Origin of the sequence: Flavobacterium sp. KACC 22758, from assembly GCF_028736135.1 — a bacterium.
GTDB lineage: Bacteria > Bacteroidota > Bacteroidia > Flavobacteriales > Flavobacteriaceae > Flavobacterium > Flavobacterium johnsoniae.
Genome location: NZ_CP117878.1, coordinates 4,086,065 through 4,105,257, shown reverse-complemented (window position 1 = coordinate 4,105,257; position 19,193 = coordinate 4,086,065). Strand labels below are relative to the sequence as shown.

Annotated in this window: 10 protein-coding genes; all 10 read right to left on the bottom strand. The window is 32.7% G+C overall.

The window, feature by feature from the left end; all coding sequences use genetic code 11:
- Window positions 1-6: 6 nt before the first annotated feature.
- Window positions 7-249, bottom strand: coding sequence for a hypothetical protein (locus PQ462_RS17055; RefSeq protein WP_012026643.1), 243 nt, complete (start codon window positions 247-249; stop codon window positions 7-9).
- A complete protein-coding gene (locus PQ462_RS17050; RefSeq protein WP_274250902.1) occupies window positions 249-1,202 on the bottom strand; it encodes an SPFH domain-containing protein in 954 nt (317 codons plus the stop codon). Before PQ462_RS17050 ends, PQ462_RS17055 begins: the two co-directional genes overlap by 1 nt.
- Window positions 1,203-1,424: 222 nt before the next feature.
- Window positions 1,425-2,813 (bottom strand): dihydrolipoyl dehydrogenase, encoded by a 1,389-nt coding sequence (gene lpdA, locus PQ462_RS17045; protein ID WP_121360554.1) that lies wholly within the window; start codon window positions 2,811-2,813, stop codon window positions 1,425-1,427.
- 321 nt (window positions 2,814-3,134) lie between these two features.
- Complete coding sequence (locus PQ462_RS17040) at window positions 3,135-8,240, bottom strand: T9SS type A sorting domain-containing protein (RefSeq protein WP_274250901.1); 5,106 nt, start codon at window positions 8,238-8,240, stop codon at window positions 3,135-3,137.
- Window positions 8,241-8,465: 225 nt separating this feature from the next.
- Window positions 8,466-9,050 carry an NUMOD4 domain-containing protein gene (locus PQ462_RS17035; RefSeq protein WP_274250900.1) on the bottom strand — a complete coding sequence of 195 codons (585 nt, stop codon included), beginning with the start codon at window positions 9,048-9,050 and terminating at the stop codon, window positions 8,466-8,468.
- Window positions 9,051-9,276: 226 nt separating this feature from the next.
- The gene (locus PQ462_RS17030) at window positions 9,277-10,041 is read right to left on the bottom strand and encodes a LytR/AlgR family response regulator transcription factor (RefSeq protein ID WP_274250899.1); all 765 of its coding nucleotides are present in this window, start codon (window positions 10,039-10,041) and stop codon (window positions 9,277-9,279) included.
- A gap of 203 nt (window positions 10,042-10,244) precedes the next feature.
- A complete protein-coding gene (locus PQ462_RS17025) occupies window positions 10,245-11,567 on the bottom strand; it encodes a RagB/SusD family nutrient uptake outer membrane protein (protein WP_274250898.1) in 1,323 nt (440 codons plus the stop codon).
- An 11-nt stretch (window positions 11,568-11,578) separates the two neighbouring features.
- Window positions 11,579-14,914, bottom strand: a complete 3,336-nt coding sequence (locus PQ462_RS17020; RefSeq protein ID WP_012026636.1) for a SusC/RagA family TonB-linked outer membrane protein — start codon at window positions 14,912-14,914, stop codon at window positions 11,579-11,581.
- 18 nt (window positions 14,915-14,932) lie between these two features.
- Window positions 14,933-17,530, bottom strand: coding sequence for a zinc-dependent metalloprotease (locus PQ462_RS17015; protein WP_274250897.1), 2,598 nt, complete (start codon window positions 17,528-17,530; stop codon window positions 14,933-14,935).
- Window positions 17,531-17,615: 85 nt separating this feature from the next.
- Window positions 17,616-19,187 carry a histidine kinase gene (locus tag PQ462_RS17010; protein WP_274250896.1) on the bottom strand — a complete coding sequence of 524 codons (1,572 nt, stop codon included), beginning with the start codon at window positions 19,185-19,187 and terminating at the stop codon, window positions 17,616-17,618.
- Window positions 19,188-19,193 lie beyond the last annotated feature (6 nt).

Here is a 19,193-nt window from a genome sequence, read left to right as displayed (position 1 = left end):
TAATTTTTAAATTGAATTATCTTCTTTTTTAATATAAACTCCGTCAGTAAGTTTTACGTTTAAAAACTCAAATCCGCAATAGGCGCAATGGGTTAAGCCGTCTTGTTTTGCTCTTCCTGCACCGCAGTTTGGGCAGTCTTTTGCATTCATTTTGGCTTCGGTAATTTCCATTTCACCTCCATAATTGGTTTGTTTCTGCGCATTTTCTTTGAGTCTGCTCAAAAACGAATTGACTTTTTTTTCTTCCATTACAATTGGCTTAATAGTTCAGTTTTCTTGTTTTTGAATTCATCTTCGTCAATTAAACCAGCGTCAAATAAAGATTTCAGTTTTTGAAGTTTAGACGTTAAATCGTCTGCTGTTTCCTGCTTTGGAGTTTCTTTATTCTGCTGTAACTGGTTTAAAAGGATTCCCATGGTCACGGCATTTTGTGCTGCATCGTGAAGCGCGGTTCCTTTGTCGCCAATTGCCGTCGCGGTATTGAATTTGGTAAATTTATCCATATCGGTTACCATATTCATATTGGTGATTTTATCGTAATGCGCCGTAACTTCTTCCGGCAAGGTTACACTTGTAATTACAAATTGGGTTAACTCGATACCTAACTGCTCAAAATAAGGTTTAAGATAAGGTTCGATTTTTTTTCCTAATTGTGTAATATTTCCGGCAACGTCAGTAACGGTGATATTTTCGTTTGCCAAAACTTCTCCAAATTTTGGAGCCACAAAATCTCGTAACTGATTTTGCAATTCGAAAATGGTAAGCTGTTTGTAAGTTCCGGCATATTGACGGAAGAATTTAGCAGGATCGGCAATTTTAATATCAAAACTTCCGAAAGCGCGGATTCTGATTTGCCCAAACTGCGGGTCGTTCATCAAAATAGGAGCAGGAGTTCCCCATTTATTATTGATGAATTGGTGTGTGTTAAAAAAGTAAACATCGACTTTAAACGGACTTTCGAAACCGTATTTCCAGCCTTTTAATTTACTTAAAATAGGAATGTTTTCTGTAGATAAAGTATGAAGTCCGGGAGAAAAAACATCTGCAAGCTGGCCTTCATTTAAAAGCATAACATGCTGACTCTCACGAACAGTTAGTTTTGCTCCGTTTTTGATTTCTTTATCTTCATCATAAAATTTCCACATCAGTAAATTAGGATCACTGGTTGCGGCTTCGATTATTTCTATAAAAGGTAGTTTCATGAATTCTTATTTATAAGAAATAAAAATAAGAATTATAAAACGGCGGCAATATTTTTTTATATCAAGTTTTTAACAACTTTTTGTTTGTTAAATTTTAAGACATGTATTGCGGTTTTGAATTTGTGTTTGGATGATAATAACATCTATAAAAAAATCCGATCTGTTTTCACAAATCGGATTTAATTAATTGAGAATTATATATAACCGTAAAACGGTATATTTTTACAAGTGAATTACTTCGCCGTAAGCATCTGCTACAGCTTCCATAACAGCCTCGCTCATTGTTGGGTGAGGGTGGATAGATTTAAGGACTTCGTGACCTGTAGTTTCTAGTTTACGAGCTACAACTGCCTCAGCAATCATATCTGTAACACCAGCACCAATCATGTGGCATCCTAACCATTCTCCGTATTTTGCATCAAAGATTACTTTTACGAATCCGTCTGCAGCTCCTGCAGCTTTTGCTTTTCCAGAAGCTGAGAATGGGAATTTACCAATTTTTAATTCGTAACCTTTATCTCTTGCTTGTTTTTCTGTTAAACCTACAGAAGCAATTTCTGGAGTTGCATAAGTACAACCCGGAATGTTTCCGTAATCGATTGGGTCTACGTGTAAACCTTTGATTTTTTCTACACAGTTAATTCCTTCTGCAGAAGCTACGTGAGCTAAAGCCTGACCAGGAGTAACGTCTCCAATTGCGTAGTATCCAGGAATGTTAGTTTCGTTGTAAGCGTTTACTAAGATTTTATCTCTGTCAACAGCGATTCCAACTTCTTCTAAACCAATATTTTCGATGTTTGTTTTGATTCCAACTGCCGAAAGTACGATGTCTGCTTCAAGAATTTCTTCTCCTTTTGCAGTTTTTACAGTTGCTTTAACTCCGTTTCCTGTAGTGTCAATTTTTTCTACAGAAGAGTTTGTCATGATTTTTACACCTGCTTTTTTCATAGAACGCTCCATTTGTTTTGAAACGTCTTCGTCTTCTACAGGAACGATGTTTGGCATAAATTCTACAATAGTAACGTCTGTTCCCATTGAGTTGTAGAAATGAGCAAATTCTACTCCAATTGCTCCAGAACCTACGATAATCATTGATTTTGGCTGAGTTGGTAATGTCATTGCCTGACGGTATCCAATTACTTTTACACCGTCTTGTGGTAAGTTTGGCAACTCACGAGAGCGAGCTCCGGTTGCGATGATAATGTGATCAGCGCTGTATTCTGTAACTTTATTGTCTTTATCTGTAACGTCAAGTTTTTTTCCTGGTTTTAATTTTCCAAAACCTTCGATAACGTCAATTTTGTTTTTTTTCATTAAGAATTGAACTCCTTTGCTCATTCCTTCTGCAACACCACGGCTGCGCTGAATAACAGCAGGGAAATCTTTATCGAATTCAGAAACTTTTAATCCGTAATCAGAAGCGTGTTTTAAGTAATCAAAAACCTGAGCAGATTTTAGTAATGCTTTTGTTGGGATACATCCCCAGTTTAAACATACACCACCAAGATTTTCTTTTTCAACTACAGCTGTTTTAAAGCCTAATTGTGAAGCTCTAATTGCTGTTACATATCCACCAGGACCACTTCCTAAAACAATAACGTCGTATTTCATTTTTTTGGTTTTTAATATTAACTATCGAAAATGAAGTTTATAATTTTCCGAAACTCATTTTTCGATGATTCTTTGTTATTTGTGCTTGCGAATTTAAGGATTTATTTTAAATGAACGCCTTTAAATTTGTTTTTACCGAGTGAGATTTTGGTCTTTTCACAGAGATTGAGGTAAAAGTTATACAAAATAATAAAATATAAGTTGTATTGATTCTTTTTTTAGTAAAAAAGCAAGGAAGATCTATGTTTAATTTTCAAATAAAAAAAAGACACATTTTTTTACTTTTTAAATGTGTCTTTTTTTATTGTAAAAAAGGAAAGCTTATTTAATAATAACTTTTTTAACTATGTGTGCTTCAGTGTTTTCTATGAATATATAATAAACTCCTGATGCTATTCCTTTTAAATCAATATAATTTTCAAGACTGTCAGAATTTATAGTTACAGTTTTTACAAGTTTTCCTAAGCTGTCATATACAGCTGCTTTAGTTAATACAGCATTTGTTATATATAAATCTCCATTAGACGGGTTTGGATAAATATTTATTTTATTAAAAATTTGATCATTTGTCCCTAAAGTTTTACAGGTAGACGAGTATTCTGCTGTTTGATCTTTTGAATCAGTCCAATTACCAGTTGAAAAAGAAGGATTGTCAACTTTTATACAAGACAATTTTGCATTGTTTTTTAGATTTAAATTAACCAAAATGCTGTTATTTCCGTTTTGTAAATTCAAATCGTTTAAATCATTATTAGAACAGTCTATTTCGATTAGATTTGTATTTTTGGATAAATCAAGGCTTATTAACTGATTATTTGAGCAATCAAGATTTGTAAGCAAAGTATTGTTTGATAAATCCAGAGTTGTTAATTTGCTTAGGCTTGAAGAAGATTTTCTAATAATAATCTGCATTCCGTTACAATAAAACTCTTTCAATAATTTGTTATTAGAAACATTAACACTCGTTAGGGGATTGTTTGAAATATCCAGATAAGTTAACTGAGTATTAGCAGACATATTAATTGTTGTAATAGAATTTCCTGCGCAGATAAATTTCTCTAAAGCTGTAAAGTTTTCAAGTCCGGTTAAATCTGATATGTTTGAATTTGAAATATCTAAAAACTTAATATTACTAATGCTGGAAGTAGAAACTCGGCCGTTTTTTCCGTCAGTATCTATACCGGCAGCAATTAGGAAATCTTCAAAATTAGAATCGGTTATCAATGTGTTATTGTTACAATCGTTGCTGAATTCTGCAGATGCATCTTTTCTGGTTGACCATTTCTCATTTGAATATGCTGCATTATCAACTTGAATACAAGTTAAATCAGGATTATTTCTGAAATCGATTTGATAAATAGTATAATTTGGATCTGGGTTTGGAAAACTGTCAAATAACATATTTTTTCCATTTTTTAAGTTCAGATTTACCAATTTGTTAGATTCACATTCTAACCAACTTAAATTTTTATTGTTAGAGATATCCAGACTAGTAAGTTTGTTGTTGCCGCAATTTAAGGTGCCAAGTTTAGTGTTATTAGAAACATCTAAGGCTGTTAATTTATTATTATCACAATATAGATAATCCAGATTTATATTTTTTGAAACATTAAGATTGGTAATTAAGTTTGAATTACAATCAAAAGAGCTCAATAAAGTATTATTTGAAACGTCTATGTTTGTTATTTTGTTTTTGTAAATCAACAATCTTGTTAATGCAGTATTTCTGGAAACGTCTAATGTTGTTAATTGATTTGTATTGCATATTAATGATGTCAAAGCAGTGTTGTTTGAAACATCTAAAGCAGTATACAGGTTATTTCCAGCCCATAATTCAATTAATTTTGTATTTAAACTGATGTCTAAATTCGAAATTTGATTTGAGGTGCAGGTTAATGATGTTAATTCTTTATTTTGCGATACATCTAAACTTGAAATTAAATTATAGCCAAGATCTAATTTCGTTAAGGCTTTATTGTTTGCTACATTTAAACTTGTTAATTTGTTTGATGCACATTGTAAAGTTGTTAAGTTTTTATTATTGCTTACATCTAAAGTAGTGAGTTTATTGCTGTAACAATTTAAGTAAGTCAAAGCAGTATTTTGTGATACATCTAAGGTTGTTACCAGATAATTATTATTACAATCCAATGTTGTTAATTTGGTGTTTTTTCTAACATCTAAAGCCGTTAAAGTATAGTTTCCATAACATTTTAGAGATGTTAAAGACGTAAAAGCTTCAAGACCGCTTAGATTTGTAATATTACTGTATGAAACGTCTAAAGAGGTAACATTATTAACGTTTGAGGTTAAAACTTTCCCGTCTGGCGTTCCTGTATCGATTCCTAATGTAATTAGTTTCTTTTCGAAATTACTGTCAGGGATAAGTGTATATAAACCGTACTGACAATCATTTGAATAACTTGCTGATGCGTCTTTTGCAGCAGACCAGTTTGCAGTAGAGTTTGTTTCATTATCAACCTGAATACAACTTAAAGCCGGATTTGCTTTAAAGTTTATACTTTGAGCAGCAATTAATTGATTGTAACCATTTTTTAGATTTAAATTTGTTAAAGAACTATTGTTACAAGTTAAACCAACTATAGCAGGATTATTTGAGATATCTAAACTCCTTAGTGTAGTGTAATCGCAGAAAAGATAACGCAAGGTTGGAATTGTAGATACATTTATTTCTGTAATTTTATTGGTGCTTACATTTAAATTGTCCAGTTTAATGTTTTTAGAAACATCTATTGAAGTCAATCTGTTAACGTTACAATTTAAAGAAATTAATAATGGATTATTGCTGACATCTAAATTTGCAATTTGATTGTATGAAACGTCAAGAACAGTAAGTTTTGTGTTTTTAGAAACATCAATAGTAGTCAGTTTTCCATTTCCTCCTGTTTCAATATGTCCTGAATTTCCATGACAGAATAATTTTTGCAGAGCTGTAAAATCCTGAATTCCGGTTAGGTCTGCGATAGTTGTATTGGTTCCTAAATCCAATGTTGTTACTGTCGAAACATTTGCGGTCAAAACTTTTCCGTCTGGTGTTCCAGAATCAATTCCTAAAGAAATAAGTTTGTTTTCGAAATTAATATCAGGAATTAAAGTGTATGGCTGGCAATTTGTTGAATAACTCGCAGAGGCATCTTTTGCATTTGCCCAGTTTGTGTTTGAATTTACTGCATTGTCAACCTGAATACAAGTTAACCCCGGATTTGCCTTGAAGCTTATACTTTGAGGAACAATTAAATCGTTGTGGCCGTTTTTTAAGTTTAAACTGGTCAAAGCCGAATTGTTGCAGAATAATCCAGCCATTAACGGATTTGCAGAAATATCGAGCGTTGTAAGTTTTGTATAATCAGTACTCAAGTAACGCAAAGTTGGAATTTTAGAAACATTAAGTTCAGTAATATTATTACTGCTTATGTTTAAATTATCGAGTTTTGTGTTTTTAGAAACATCAATGGCCGTTAATTTATTGACATTACAATTGAAAGAAATCAATAATGGATTATTGCTGACATCTAAACTTGTAATTTGATTGAAACCGCAATGCAGTACAGTTAAATTAGCATTTTTAGAAACATCAAGAGTTGTTAATTTTCCGTTTCCGCCATCGCCTGCACGGCCACTATTTCCTTGACAGTATAATCTTTCCAGAGCTGTAAAATCCTGTATTCCGGTTAGGTCGGTAATCGTTGTATCGGTTCCTAAATCCAATGTAGTCACTGTAGAAATATTTGCGGTCAATACTTTTCCGTCTGGAGTTCCAGAATCAATTCCTAAGGCAATAAGTTTGTTTTCGAAATTAATATCAGGAATTAAAGTGTATGGCTGGCAATTTGTTAAATAACTTGCAGATGCATCTTTTGCATTTGCCCAGTTTGTGTTTGAATTTACCGCATTATCAACCTGAATACAAGTTAACTCCGGATTTGCCTTGAAGCTTATACTTTGAGGAACAATTAAATCGTTGTGGCCATTTTTTAAGTTTAAACTGGTCAAAGCCGAATTGTTACAAAATAATCCAACCAGTATCGGATTAGCTGAAATATCCAGTGATGTAATTTTTGTAGAATAAGCACTTAAATAACGTAAAGTTGGAATTTTAGAAACGTTCAGCTCAGTAATATAATTACTGCTTATATCTAAATTATCGAGTTTAGTGTTTTGAGAAACATCAATAGCTGTTAATTTATTGACATTACAGTTTAAAGAAATCAGTAGTGGATTATTGCTGACATCTAAACTTGTAATTTGATTATATCCGCAATGCAGCACTGTCAAATTAACATTTTTAGAGACATCAATAGTCGTTAGTTTTCCGTTTCCTCCGTCACCTGCACGCCCAGTATTTCCTTGGCAGTACAATCTTTGCAGAGCTGTAAAGTCTTGTATTCCGGTTAGATCCGTAATTGCTGTATTGGTTCCCAAGTCTAATATTGTAACTTTTGAAATTTTTGAAGTCAATACTACTCCGTCTGGGGCTCCAGAATCAATTCCTAAAGAAATAAGCTTGTTTTCAAAATTAATGTCCGGGATAGCAGTGTAACGAGGACAATCAAGAGAATAAATTGCCGTTGCATCTTTAGCACCAGCCCATTTTGAATTAGAATAACTTACATCATCTACCTGTATACAAGCCAGGTTTGGATTGTTTGCAAAGAGGTTTTGACCAAGATTTATTAATGTATTTTTTCCGCTTTTTAGATTTAAGCTCACAAGTTTGTTAGAGGATACATCAATATTTCGAAGTTCTGTTACTTTTGAAGCATCAATTAAAGAGATTTGATTATTTGAGCAAAATAAATGCATTAAACCAGTATTCTTAGTAATATCAAGATTTTTTATCTTATTGTTAGTGCAATTAAGAAAAAAAAGTAAAGGGTTGTTGGTTAGGTTTAATGAACCAATTAAGTTGTCAGAACAATAAAGTCTATTAAGTTTTGTGTTTTTTGAGGTGTTTAAAGAAGTTAGTTGATTTTCAAAACAATATAAATCTGTTAAAGCAGTGTTTTGAGTAACATCTAATGAGCTTAATTGATTGGTGTAACACTCTAATGTTTGAAGTAGTTTATTTTGTCTAACATCAAGATTTTTTATTTGATTGGCATAACAAGATAAAAGAGTCAGTTTCGTATTTTGTCTAACATCTAATGCAGTTAATTGATTGTACGCACATTTTAAGGTTTGAAGGTTAACGAAATCCTGAATTCCAGTAAGATCTTTAATCGAATTAGAGCTGACATCTAAGGAGGTTATAGATGAAATATTCGAAGTTGGTACTTTTCCATCAATGACCGTATCTAATCCTAAGGAAATTAGTTTTTGTTCGAAATTTTGGTCTGGAATTAAAGTGTTTTGTGCGAAAGCAGATAAACTAAACAGGCATAGTAAAATAAGTAATTTTCTCTTCATAAAATTATCTTTGGATTTGGTATGCAAGTTTACAATTAATAAAATTGTTTTATCATATTATTCTGCCTTTTTTCTTTTTATTTTTTTAATATTTTGAGAGAAAATTAATTCATAAGTTAAAATTTATAGCTCTAGGCAGTACTTGTAGGAATTTATGTAAAAAAAAAGAACTTTCAGTAATGAAAGCTCCTTAGTGTTGAGTGATAAAATGTATTTTTCTTAGTTTTAAACTTTAACATGTCCCCAGTTTTCACCGCTGGCAATTCTGCGGATCTGCATTTCGCTTACGCCAAATTGTTTGGCGATCATTTTTAAACGGGTTTTTTGTTCTGGTCTTGCCAGTATTTTTTTAATTAACATGACTTTTGTTGTAGTCAGTTTTCTTCCGTCGGCTTTTAAATTGTGTTCTATCAGGTTTTTCTTGGCCTGAATCACACGCGGACTTTTACGGCTGTGTGCCATCATTTCTTGCTTTGTTGCCCAGCGTAAATTGCTTACATCGTCGTTGCTTCGGTTATAATCCATATGCAGAACATAAGTTTGATCTTCAGAATCTTTTGGAATAAAATATTGGGCTACTAATTTGTAAAGAAATAAGTATTTGTTGATGATTTTGTCGTCTTTTTTGACTTTAAATCTAAAAGTTGGATATCCGTCACTTAAACCGCCTTTTAAGATTCGGCCGTTTTCAATTTCATCAGTAAAGCTTATTAGTCTTCCTCTGTTTGAAATGGCATATTTAAGTTGTAGTGAGGCGTTTATTTCTATTTCTTTGAATACTTCGTTAGGGTAAAATCTATTATGTGGCATTTTTCTTTTTCATTTAAATTTTGTCTCTCAAAGATAAAGAATTCCGAAATGAAGAATGCTATTATGCTGGTAATGAACTGTCAATTTTATGATTCTTATAACGCTATTTTAACGTTTTAAAATGGTTTCAACAGTTTTTAGGCAGATTTTAATTCATAAATTATGAATAATTCAGTTTTTTGATTTTGGGCAAAAGCCAAAATTTAAGAGAAATTGAAGCTGAAAATTATTGATCAAGCCAGTTTTTGAAATTATTTATTTCTTTTTTGCTAATCATAATAGGGTCATCTTCGACTGCTGGAACGGTAAGAATTAATTCGATTTTTTGATTCGAATGTTTTACGACTTCTTTTATAATATTTCGGCTTACGATATATTTTCTGTTTACTTTAAAAAAAATAAACGGATCGAGACTGTTTATGATGTCTGTAAGTGTATTGTTGTATAAGTAACTGTTTCCAGATTTTACATAGATAAACAAATGTTTTCCAGATGCTGCAAAATAGGTGATTTCAGACTCGTTTACCGAAATTAGCTTATAGCCGTGGTTTACTAAAAAATGACGCTGTATTTTGTTTGTTTCGGGATTTTCTAATGCGACTAATGACCGCACTGCAGCATCGGTATTAAAACTTTCTTTTATTTTTTTGAATTTGAATAAGGCTTCTAATAATTCCTGTTCTTCAAAAGGTTTTAAAAGATAATCTATGGTAAAGTGTTTGAAAACCGAAATAGCGTAAGAATCATAAGCCGTAACAAAAATAACAGGGCAGGAGATTGTGGTTTTTTCAAAAATCTCAAGACTTTTTCCATCACCAAGGTGAATGTCCATAAAAGCGAGATCGACATTGTTATGTTTAAAAAAGTCGACGGCTTCTTTTACAGATTTTAAAACTGTAATTTCTGCAATCTGTAAAATTTCCTGCTGCTCTAAAATCGATTTTAGATAACTGGAAGCAAGATATTCGTCTTCAACAATGGCAATTCTCATTATTCTTGGCTGATGTTAAAAAGTTTCATTCAATAAAATGAAGTTCTTAATGGTTGTGCAAATATAATTGTCTCTGGATTTTTTACAATATGTTTTTAATGTTGTTTTTGTTTTTTGTTGTGATTAAAATTTATTTTCTGGCTAAAAAGCAAAAAAGGCCCAGTTTTGCAACTGGACCTTTTTCAAAAAAAACAATAGGTAACTTATAGATTGGGATTGTTTAATCTCGCGTTTGCTGGTACTGGAATAGTATATCGCGGATCGTTTTGTGTCAAAGTATAGGTTTGACTTAAGAAAGTGTGAACAATTTGTTTTTGAGTTGTTCTTCTTAAATCATACCAACGCTGTCCTTCTACAGCAAATTCACGTTGTCTTTCTGCTAAAATAAAAGTTGTTAAATCAGCTGCATTCATTGCTGCGATTTCACTTTCAAGCTTTGTAAATCCAGATGCTGTATATCTGTTTTTGATGAAAGTTAAAACTGTTGTTTTAGCATCAGCCAGATTATTCAATTTTAATGAAGTCTCAGCTTTAATTAAATACAATTCAGATGTTCTGAAAGAGCATTTTTGATCATCATTAGCTCCTTTTTGAATTCTGAAATTACTTCCGTTTGCTGCAAAGTAAATTGGAAAACGTAAATCTGTAGTTCTGTTATAAGCAGCAAGTAAATCATCTGATGCATATGATAATAATTTAAGACCATTATCATAATTTTCTTCAAGCGCTAAAATAGATTCTTTTGAATCAAATTTGGTTGCTAATACCGGAGTTGCTTTTAAATCAACTAAAGCATTGTTTATAGCTAAGGCTTTATTAGCTGCATCCTGAGATTTCTGCCATTGCTGCATGTATAGATAAATACGGCTTTCTAAACTATACAAAGCGGCTTTAGAAAAACGATAGTTAAATCCTTTTGGCTGCGTGTTTAAATTAAGTAAACTTTCTGCTTCTTGAGTGTCAGAAATAATTTGATTGTAAATTGCTTCAACAGTTTGAGAAGGATAAGTCTGCTCTAAATCTACTTTTAATGCTAATGGAACACCTTTGTCAGATCCTGACGTTGCAGGATTGAAAGGTTTACTAAATAAGTTAATCAAATCAAAATAAGCCATTGCTCTTAAAGCATAAGCTTCTCCAATTAGTTGATCTTTTTCAGGAGAATTTGATAATTTTCCTTGAGCATCATTAATTAGTACATTCGTATAAAAAATTACCGTATATAAATTTTGGTATGGAAAAGTCATTGTTCGACGATCTGTACCAGCATCTTTCCAAGCGTAGATATCCTGGTATAATGGAATTTCGCTATCGCCGTCACCATCTAGTATTAATTCATCAGTACGAACTGCTGTTATCGATTTGTGATCAGGATAAGCTACATACCCTGTTGTAAGGACACCACGATAATCTTGTAATGTTTCAGGAATTACTTTTCCGAGAGGTTGGATGTCTAAATAGTCATCGCAGCTTGTTACAGCAATTGCAGCAACAAAAAGTAAAATATATTTTGAGATTTTTTTCATCTTTAATTTTATTAGAAAGTTACATTACATCCTAAAGTGAATGACTTAGGAACTGGTTGTGCATAAATGTTTCCAAAAGTTTCAGGATCAAAGTAACCTTTGTAATCAGAGCTTACTACGAATAAGTTTCTTGCCTCAACATTTAATCTGATACTTGCTATATTGATGTGATCTGTAAACGTTTTAGGGAATGTATAGCCTAAACGCACACTGCTTAATCTCATGTAGCTCATTTCACTTGCATAAATGTCTAAGTAATTTAATGTTTCTACTTGATTTCTTCCTGCAAAAAATTGATTTGCCATCCAAGAATCTCCAGTTCCGCCTGTTTCACTTGTAATTCCAGGTAAAGTAGAAGATGTATTTGTTGGAGACCAAGCATTTAATATATCTCTACTGTAGTTTTGTCCTCTGTCTACTAATGTTCCGTTATAAGGAGGAGTTCTTGTAACAGTCTGCTTAATGTTGAAAGAAGCTGCAACTGTAAGATCAAAATTACTTACCTTGAATGTATTAGTGATACCTCCTGTGAACTTTGGATCTCTATCTCCTAAGTAAACAAATAAATCTCTAAATTCTGCTGGAGTTAATCCTGAGTCAGAGATAATTCCTGGAAAATCTGGGAAACCATCTACCAGTTTAAAGAATGTTTGAGCGTTTACAGTTTCTCCATTTTTGTTTACAAATAATGGATATCCATTTTCGTCAACACCATTAGTTTTAAATCCAAATACTGCATTTACAGCGTAACCTTCCTGATTTGGTAAGTAACTGTTATCTCTAATTTGTAAACGGTCTACGTTACTTTTATTGTGAGAAAAGTTAATACTTGTATTCCACTTAAAGTTAGGACGGTCGATGTTTTTTGTAGACAAAGTAATCTCATAACCTTTGTTACTTACTTGTGCCCAGTTCATATTTGTAAATTCAAAACCATTTTCTAATGGAAGTGATCTAAGACCAATTAAGTCAGTACTTTTTCTTCCATAAATATCAGTTACAATGCTGATACGGTTGTTGAATAAACCAATGTCTGCTCCAATATTCGTGTTTGTAGTTTTTTCCCAACGTAATTTTTCATTAGGCGGGCTTATAACAACAACAGTTTGTTCTGTATTACCAGGAAGTATTGTACCTGTACTGTTTGCACCTACTACATAAGGAGAAGTACCTTTGTCAATATTACCTTGTAAACCGTAAGAAGCACGAAGTCTTAAATTAGAAAGTGTTAAATTATCTTTTAAGAAATTTTCTTCAGACACTGCCCATGAAGCAGAAGTTGAATAAAGCGGCAGGTATTTGTATTTTGGATCTACACCAAATAAATCAGAACCGTCGTATCTAACACTTCCAAATACACTATATTTTCTATCATAAGTATATGATGCTGTTGCAAAGAATGATGCAAATGCATTTTCATTTTTAGTTTTAGCATACGTTCTCCAAGTTGCTCCTGTTGCGAAAGATGCATTTGGGAATAAGATTGGCTGCGTTGTTAAATTCTGAGCATTATAACCAAAACCTTTAGTAGAAATTGATGTTGCGTCATTACGTCTTAACTCATTACCAACCATTGCTTCAATTTCGTGTTTCTCTCCTAAAGTTTTAGAGTAGTTCACCATTGTTTTTAGGTTGTACTGAAAAAAGTCTGCATTAGAATTTTGGATAATACCTCCAACTGGAAGGAAATATTTTTTTCCACCGCTAAAGTAGCTTGATCTTTCTCTTTGTACTCTTGTGTAGTAGCTGTTTTCACCAGCATATTTTTCAGTAGATGTATTATCTAACTGTAAACCTAACTGAGAAGTTACTCTTAAATCTTTAGTAACTTTATATTCAGCATCTAATAATGCTTTTATAGATCTTGTTTTTAAATCGTAAGAAGTATTTTCTCTTTCTTCTAAAAAGTTAAATGGAATATAATCACCGCCAACAAGTCCTACAACATCTTTATCATATTTATAACTTCCATCTTCATTAAAAGGAGTTAAATATGGGTTTACGTTTCTAGAATAATTTGCAGGATTTGTATATGCATTAGTATCTGTTAAGTAAGATGAAGTTTTGTTCTCTGAACCAAAAAGACTAACACCAACTTTGAATTTATCTGTAATTTCGTAGTTGTTTTTTAAGGTTACGTTGTAGCGTTTGAAACCTGTTCCTACAGTTGTTCCTTTTTCATCATAGTATCCTAAAGAGAAATAGTAATCTGATTTTTCACCACCTCCAGATAAACTTAAACCGTGCTGTGTATTGATAGCAGTTTGGTACAATAAGTTACCCCAGTTTGTATTGTTGTTTCTTAAAGCATTGATTGATTCTTGTGTTGCACCGCTTAAAGCAGAGAATCCTCCGGCTCTGTATGCATTTAATTCATTTGCTCCGTTTAAGATACGGGCAATATCACCAGATGTATCTCTGTAAGTTAAATCCTCGCGGGAAGCAAGACCAAGTTCGAAATCAACTTTTTCGTTTGAGTTCATTAAGTTTAATTTAGAAAACTCAGGTCTTTGTGTAATAAAGGTATTAGTGTTAAAACTTACAACCATTTTACCAGCGCGTCCTTTTTTAGTAGTTACTACGATTACACCATTTGCAGCACGAGCACCGTAAATAGCTGTTGCAGCAGCATCTTTTAAGATTGTAATATCTTTAATGTCATCTGGATTTAAACCAGCAATAGAGTAGTTGTTTAATACGTCGATGTTGTCTTTATCGAAGTTTTTTGGAACGTCATTTCCTTCTAATGGTAAACCATCTAATACCCATAAAGGATCTTGTGTACCATTTAAAGAAGCTGTACCCCTGATTCTGATTTTAGCAGGTGCTCCAGGTGCTCCAGAAGGTGTACTTACAGCAACTCCGGCAATTTGTCCAACTAATAATTGGTCAATGCTCGAAACCCCAGTCTGCTGGATTGCAGCCATGTCGATTTTTGTAACCGCAGCAGTAAGTTTTCTTTTCTCGATTTTTTGGTAACCAGTTACTACAACCTCCTGAAGTTTTGCAGTTTCAGATTTTAAGTTAACTGTATAATTTTTTTGACCGTCTAATTCAAGAGTATACGATTTGTATCCCATGAAAACAACTCTCAAAGAAGTAACATTTTTTGCAATTTTCAAGGTGAATTTACCATCGAAATCTGTAGTAGTTCCAATAGCTTCACTTTGAATAATACCTGCCATAGCAGTTTTGTTTGAAATGGAATTATTCTCAACGAAGATAGACGCACCAGGAATTGGCGACAAGTCTGCTTCATCTTGAATGATCCCCGTAATAGTTCGGGTTTCCTGCGAGTATCCTGCGATGGCCAGGAACAGCAGTAAGGCATGTAGAATTTTTTTCATGTTTTGGGTTTGTAATTATTAAAAGGTTGTATTATTCAGGGCTTTCTCGATTCGTTGTATTAAATCGCGGTAATGGTTTTGGGTCGATTGATCTCCGGTGCTCTTTTTTAGTTTTAATAACTGAAGCACTTTTGATAATTCTCCTTTTTTATCTGAGGTTACTTCTGTAACTCTTTTCAAAAAATAGTTATTAATGTTTCTTGCCATATGTTCATCATCTTCAGAACATAAATGAGGCATTTGTAATGTTTCTTTAAGTTGAATTGTTTTTTTAGCATCTGTTTTTTCAAACAATTTATTTGTCGAAATAATTAAAACATCTACATAATTCTTTTGCGTCATACGCTCCAGAATAGTAAGTGATTTGTTTTGGATAGTTCCTGCAAATACGCTTTGGTGTAATTTTTTAAACAAATCATTTACGGTAAAAACCTTCTCATTGGTTTTATTTGCCTCATATAATTCATTTTCTGTCATTCGAAGCAAACGGTCATCAAATAATAAACTATACATAATATCGTACTGTAATGCTCTTGCCATTGTGTATGGTGTGTACTCATAAGGTCCAAGAGGAGAATCTTTCAGCGGATTTGTTTTGTTTAAAATGTCATTAAAAAACAACCACTGTGGAATCGTAATTACATTTTTAATTAAATAATCGGCAGCTCTTTTCTGCATTGCTGCAGGAACCGGAACGTAACTTTGTTTGTTGTCGCCGTGTACTGTCGTGTTTAAGTAAACACCGCCAATATTGGTTAATACATGATCATTGTACGTTTGCCATTGTCCGATAGTTCCAACATATAGTTTACCAGTTTCGTAGTAAGACTGATCTTTATCATACGTCCAGTTTATAATATTGTCTACAACACGCTTTAAGTTTTTTAAACCATATTCACTTGCTTTTACAGCATCGTTTCCTAAATCTTCAGACTGTGAGCGAGGATCAATCGGAACGCCTGATTGCTGCTCACCGTAAAAATAAATGGGGTCATTTTGATGTTTTGTAAGTAAGGCGTTTAGTTTTGCTGTTTCGTTTTCGTTTGGCGAATACCATCTGTAACCCCATTCTATTGCATATTTATCATATTCTCCAATTTTTGGAGTAATAACTGTAACATTGTCTTCCGGCTGTGCCACATAATTGTAACGGGCATAATCCATGATAGAAGGAGCAGTGCCTCCCATTTTTGCTGTAAATTCTTTAGATCTTAAAGATTCTACATCATAAGCGAAAGAAGCGCCCATATTGTGTTTTAAACCAAATGTGTGTCCTACTTCATGAGACGAAACAAAACGAATTGCTTCTCCCATATGTTCATCACTGAATTTGTTCCCTCTTGCTTTTGGGTCAATTGGTCCAGTCTGAATACGCATCCAGCTTTGAAGCGAAGTCATTACATTATGCCACCAGATAATATCGGCCTCAATAATTTCACCGCTTCTTGGATCAACCACAGATGGTCCCATTGCGTTTGATTTTGGCGATGCAGCATACGTAATAACAGAATAACGCACATCATCAATATCAAAATCTAAATCTTGTTCAGTAGGTTCTTTTGCAATAACGGCATTTTTAAATCCGGCTTTTTCAAAAGCTGCCTGCCAATCGTGTACCCCATCAATGATGTTTTTTCTCCATTGTTTTGGAGTCGATGGATCGATGTAATAAACGATTGGTTTTTTCGGCTCTACTAATTCACCTTTCATATAACGTTCTTCATCTTCTTTCTTTGGTTCTAAACGCCAGCGGGTAATCAATTCTTTTTCAAGCATTGCCTGCTGTGCATCGGCAAAGTACCAATGCTTTTCAGTAAAAAAACCAATTCGTTTGTCAGAAAAACGAGGTTTCATTGGAGTTTTATCCAATAAAATAATATTAGTTGTCACACCAAGCGTAATCGGTACTGTAGCACCTCCATCACTTAGTGAAGTTGTCATTTGTGATTTTACAACAATGTTTTTAGGAAAAGATTTTAATCCTTCTATATAGGATAAATCAGATTTTACAGAACCATTTAAGCCAATGTTGCCCATTACATCATTAAAGCTTTTTTGTTTTCCGTCAAAAATCTTGTTTACTTTAATTACAACAGCGCTCGAATCGTTGTTTTTGGTTTCGATATCAAAAACTTCAATAATAGATTCGGCAAAATTATTAATTACAGATGCTGTAATGGCATCATCTTTAGGAGAAGAAACTTTAGGCTGATAGGTCTTTACCCAGACTTTCTTTGCAATAGTATCTTTATAAAAGGAAATAACTTTATTTTCATAATTCATTCCTTTATTTAATCCAGCTTCGTTAAGATCATAAGGAACCTGAGATAATTTGTTTACAATTAGAAATTCTCTTTTAAACAAACTATCCTGAATTTCAAAATATACATCGGTTTTAACCTGAATGATATTGAATAGTCCTTTTTTAACAGTTCCCTTTTTTATAAGGTCGCTATATTTTTTGCCTTTTTTGGCGTCAGTAGAATCTTTTTTTACAATTTCACTCTCAGTTTCTTTTTTCTTTTTCTTTTGGGCAAGAACTGTAACAGGAATGAATAATAATAAAATTAGTAAGCAGAATAATTTTACATTATGCAGGAATGCCTTTTCCTTCATTTTGATGTTAAGTTTAAGTTAATTTTCGTCGAAACTATTCGATTTTAGCTCAGAAAAAAAACAAAACGGAGTGAATGGCTTTTTTTTAGGAGTGAATGGATATTAATGGCAGAATACATACGAATTTGCCGTCATTTTCTGAAGTTGTTAAATTGGTTCTGGAGTAGAAGTTATAGATACTTAACAAGTATTTTAAGCCAAAATTTGTGCCAGGCTCGCTGTGCGTCTTTTTTTGAAGATTATTAGTGATTATGACCTGATCTTTTTGAATTAGAATTTCAGTCGTTAACGGATTTTCCTGTGTTGCCATATTATGCTTAATAGCATTCTCAACCACTACCTGAAATCCCAGATAAGGAATGAACTTTTCGAGCGCTTCTTCGTTTTCAATTTTAATAGAAAAGAATAATTCTTCCTTAAAACGAGTCTGCTGTAAAAAGATATACTTTTCGATAAATAATAATTCATCCTTAAGCGGTACAATATTTTTTACAGGCGGATCAATTAAATAACGGTAAATACGGGATAAGTTCAGTGTAAATTTTTGTGCCGTTTTTACATCGCTTCCTACTAACATATAGAGTGAGTTGAGCGAATTAAATAAAAAGTGCGGATTAATCTGTTCCTTTAAATGCTGCAGCTGAATAAGTGCTTTTTCTTTGATGATTTTTTCATTCTCAACCAAAAGTCTGTTTTTTTCTTTAATGGCAATTCCTTTCTCTTTATAAGCACGTCTGTTGGCATACGAGAATAAATAGAAAATCAGCAGAAGCATTACTGTTGTAATCGAATATATCCAGGTCGAATATTTATTAATCAACGCTACATTTTCGTCGCTGACATTTTTTGGAAAATTGACACATATAAACCAATGTGTGTTTCTAAGGTCTAATTTTTTTGTAAATCGAATAACATCCAGTCCTAAATATTCAGACATGGTAACTCTTTTTACATAATCCTGCTTTTTAGGAAATATAGTGTCAATGGCACGGGTAGAAGAAACCTCATAAATATTTTTTCCTATAAAATTCAATTCAGGATGATAAATACATCTTCCTGACTTATCAAAAATAAAAGCATAATTGTTAGTCGATTTAATGTCTATACTGGAAAAATAATCAACAAGTTTTTTTAAGTTGATATCGTAGCCATAACGAACAACTGTGTTTTTTGAAGTAAGTCTGAAATAAATTCTCCAAACCCATTCTTCTCCCTGTGGAATAATAACGCTGATGTGATCCTGATCTTTATTTTTTTGGATAAAATTTTCTGCATCTTTTTTTAGGTCATCCGAAATAGAATCAGTTCCAAACTGAATTTTATTATCATTTATCTGAAACCAATTATCTGCTACCAATAAATTGGTGTTTTGAACCGAAGACAAAACATGTAAGTTAGAAGCCAGTTCTTCTGGTTTACTTATTTTTAAAACGTGCTTTATTCTGTTTTCCTGTTCCAGAAATTTTGAGAATTCCTGCGACAAAAATTCCTGTTTTTTAATAAAGTTACGCTGTGCTGACTCTTCATTTGCTTTTTCGGTAAGATCAGTAATCAAATTACTCAATATATATACAGAAGAAACCGTAATAAGAATAGAGACGGCTATGTAAATTAAAAATGCACGTCGGGATGTTATTTTTTTTAATCTAAATTTCAAAGAAGT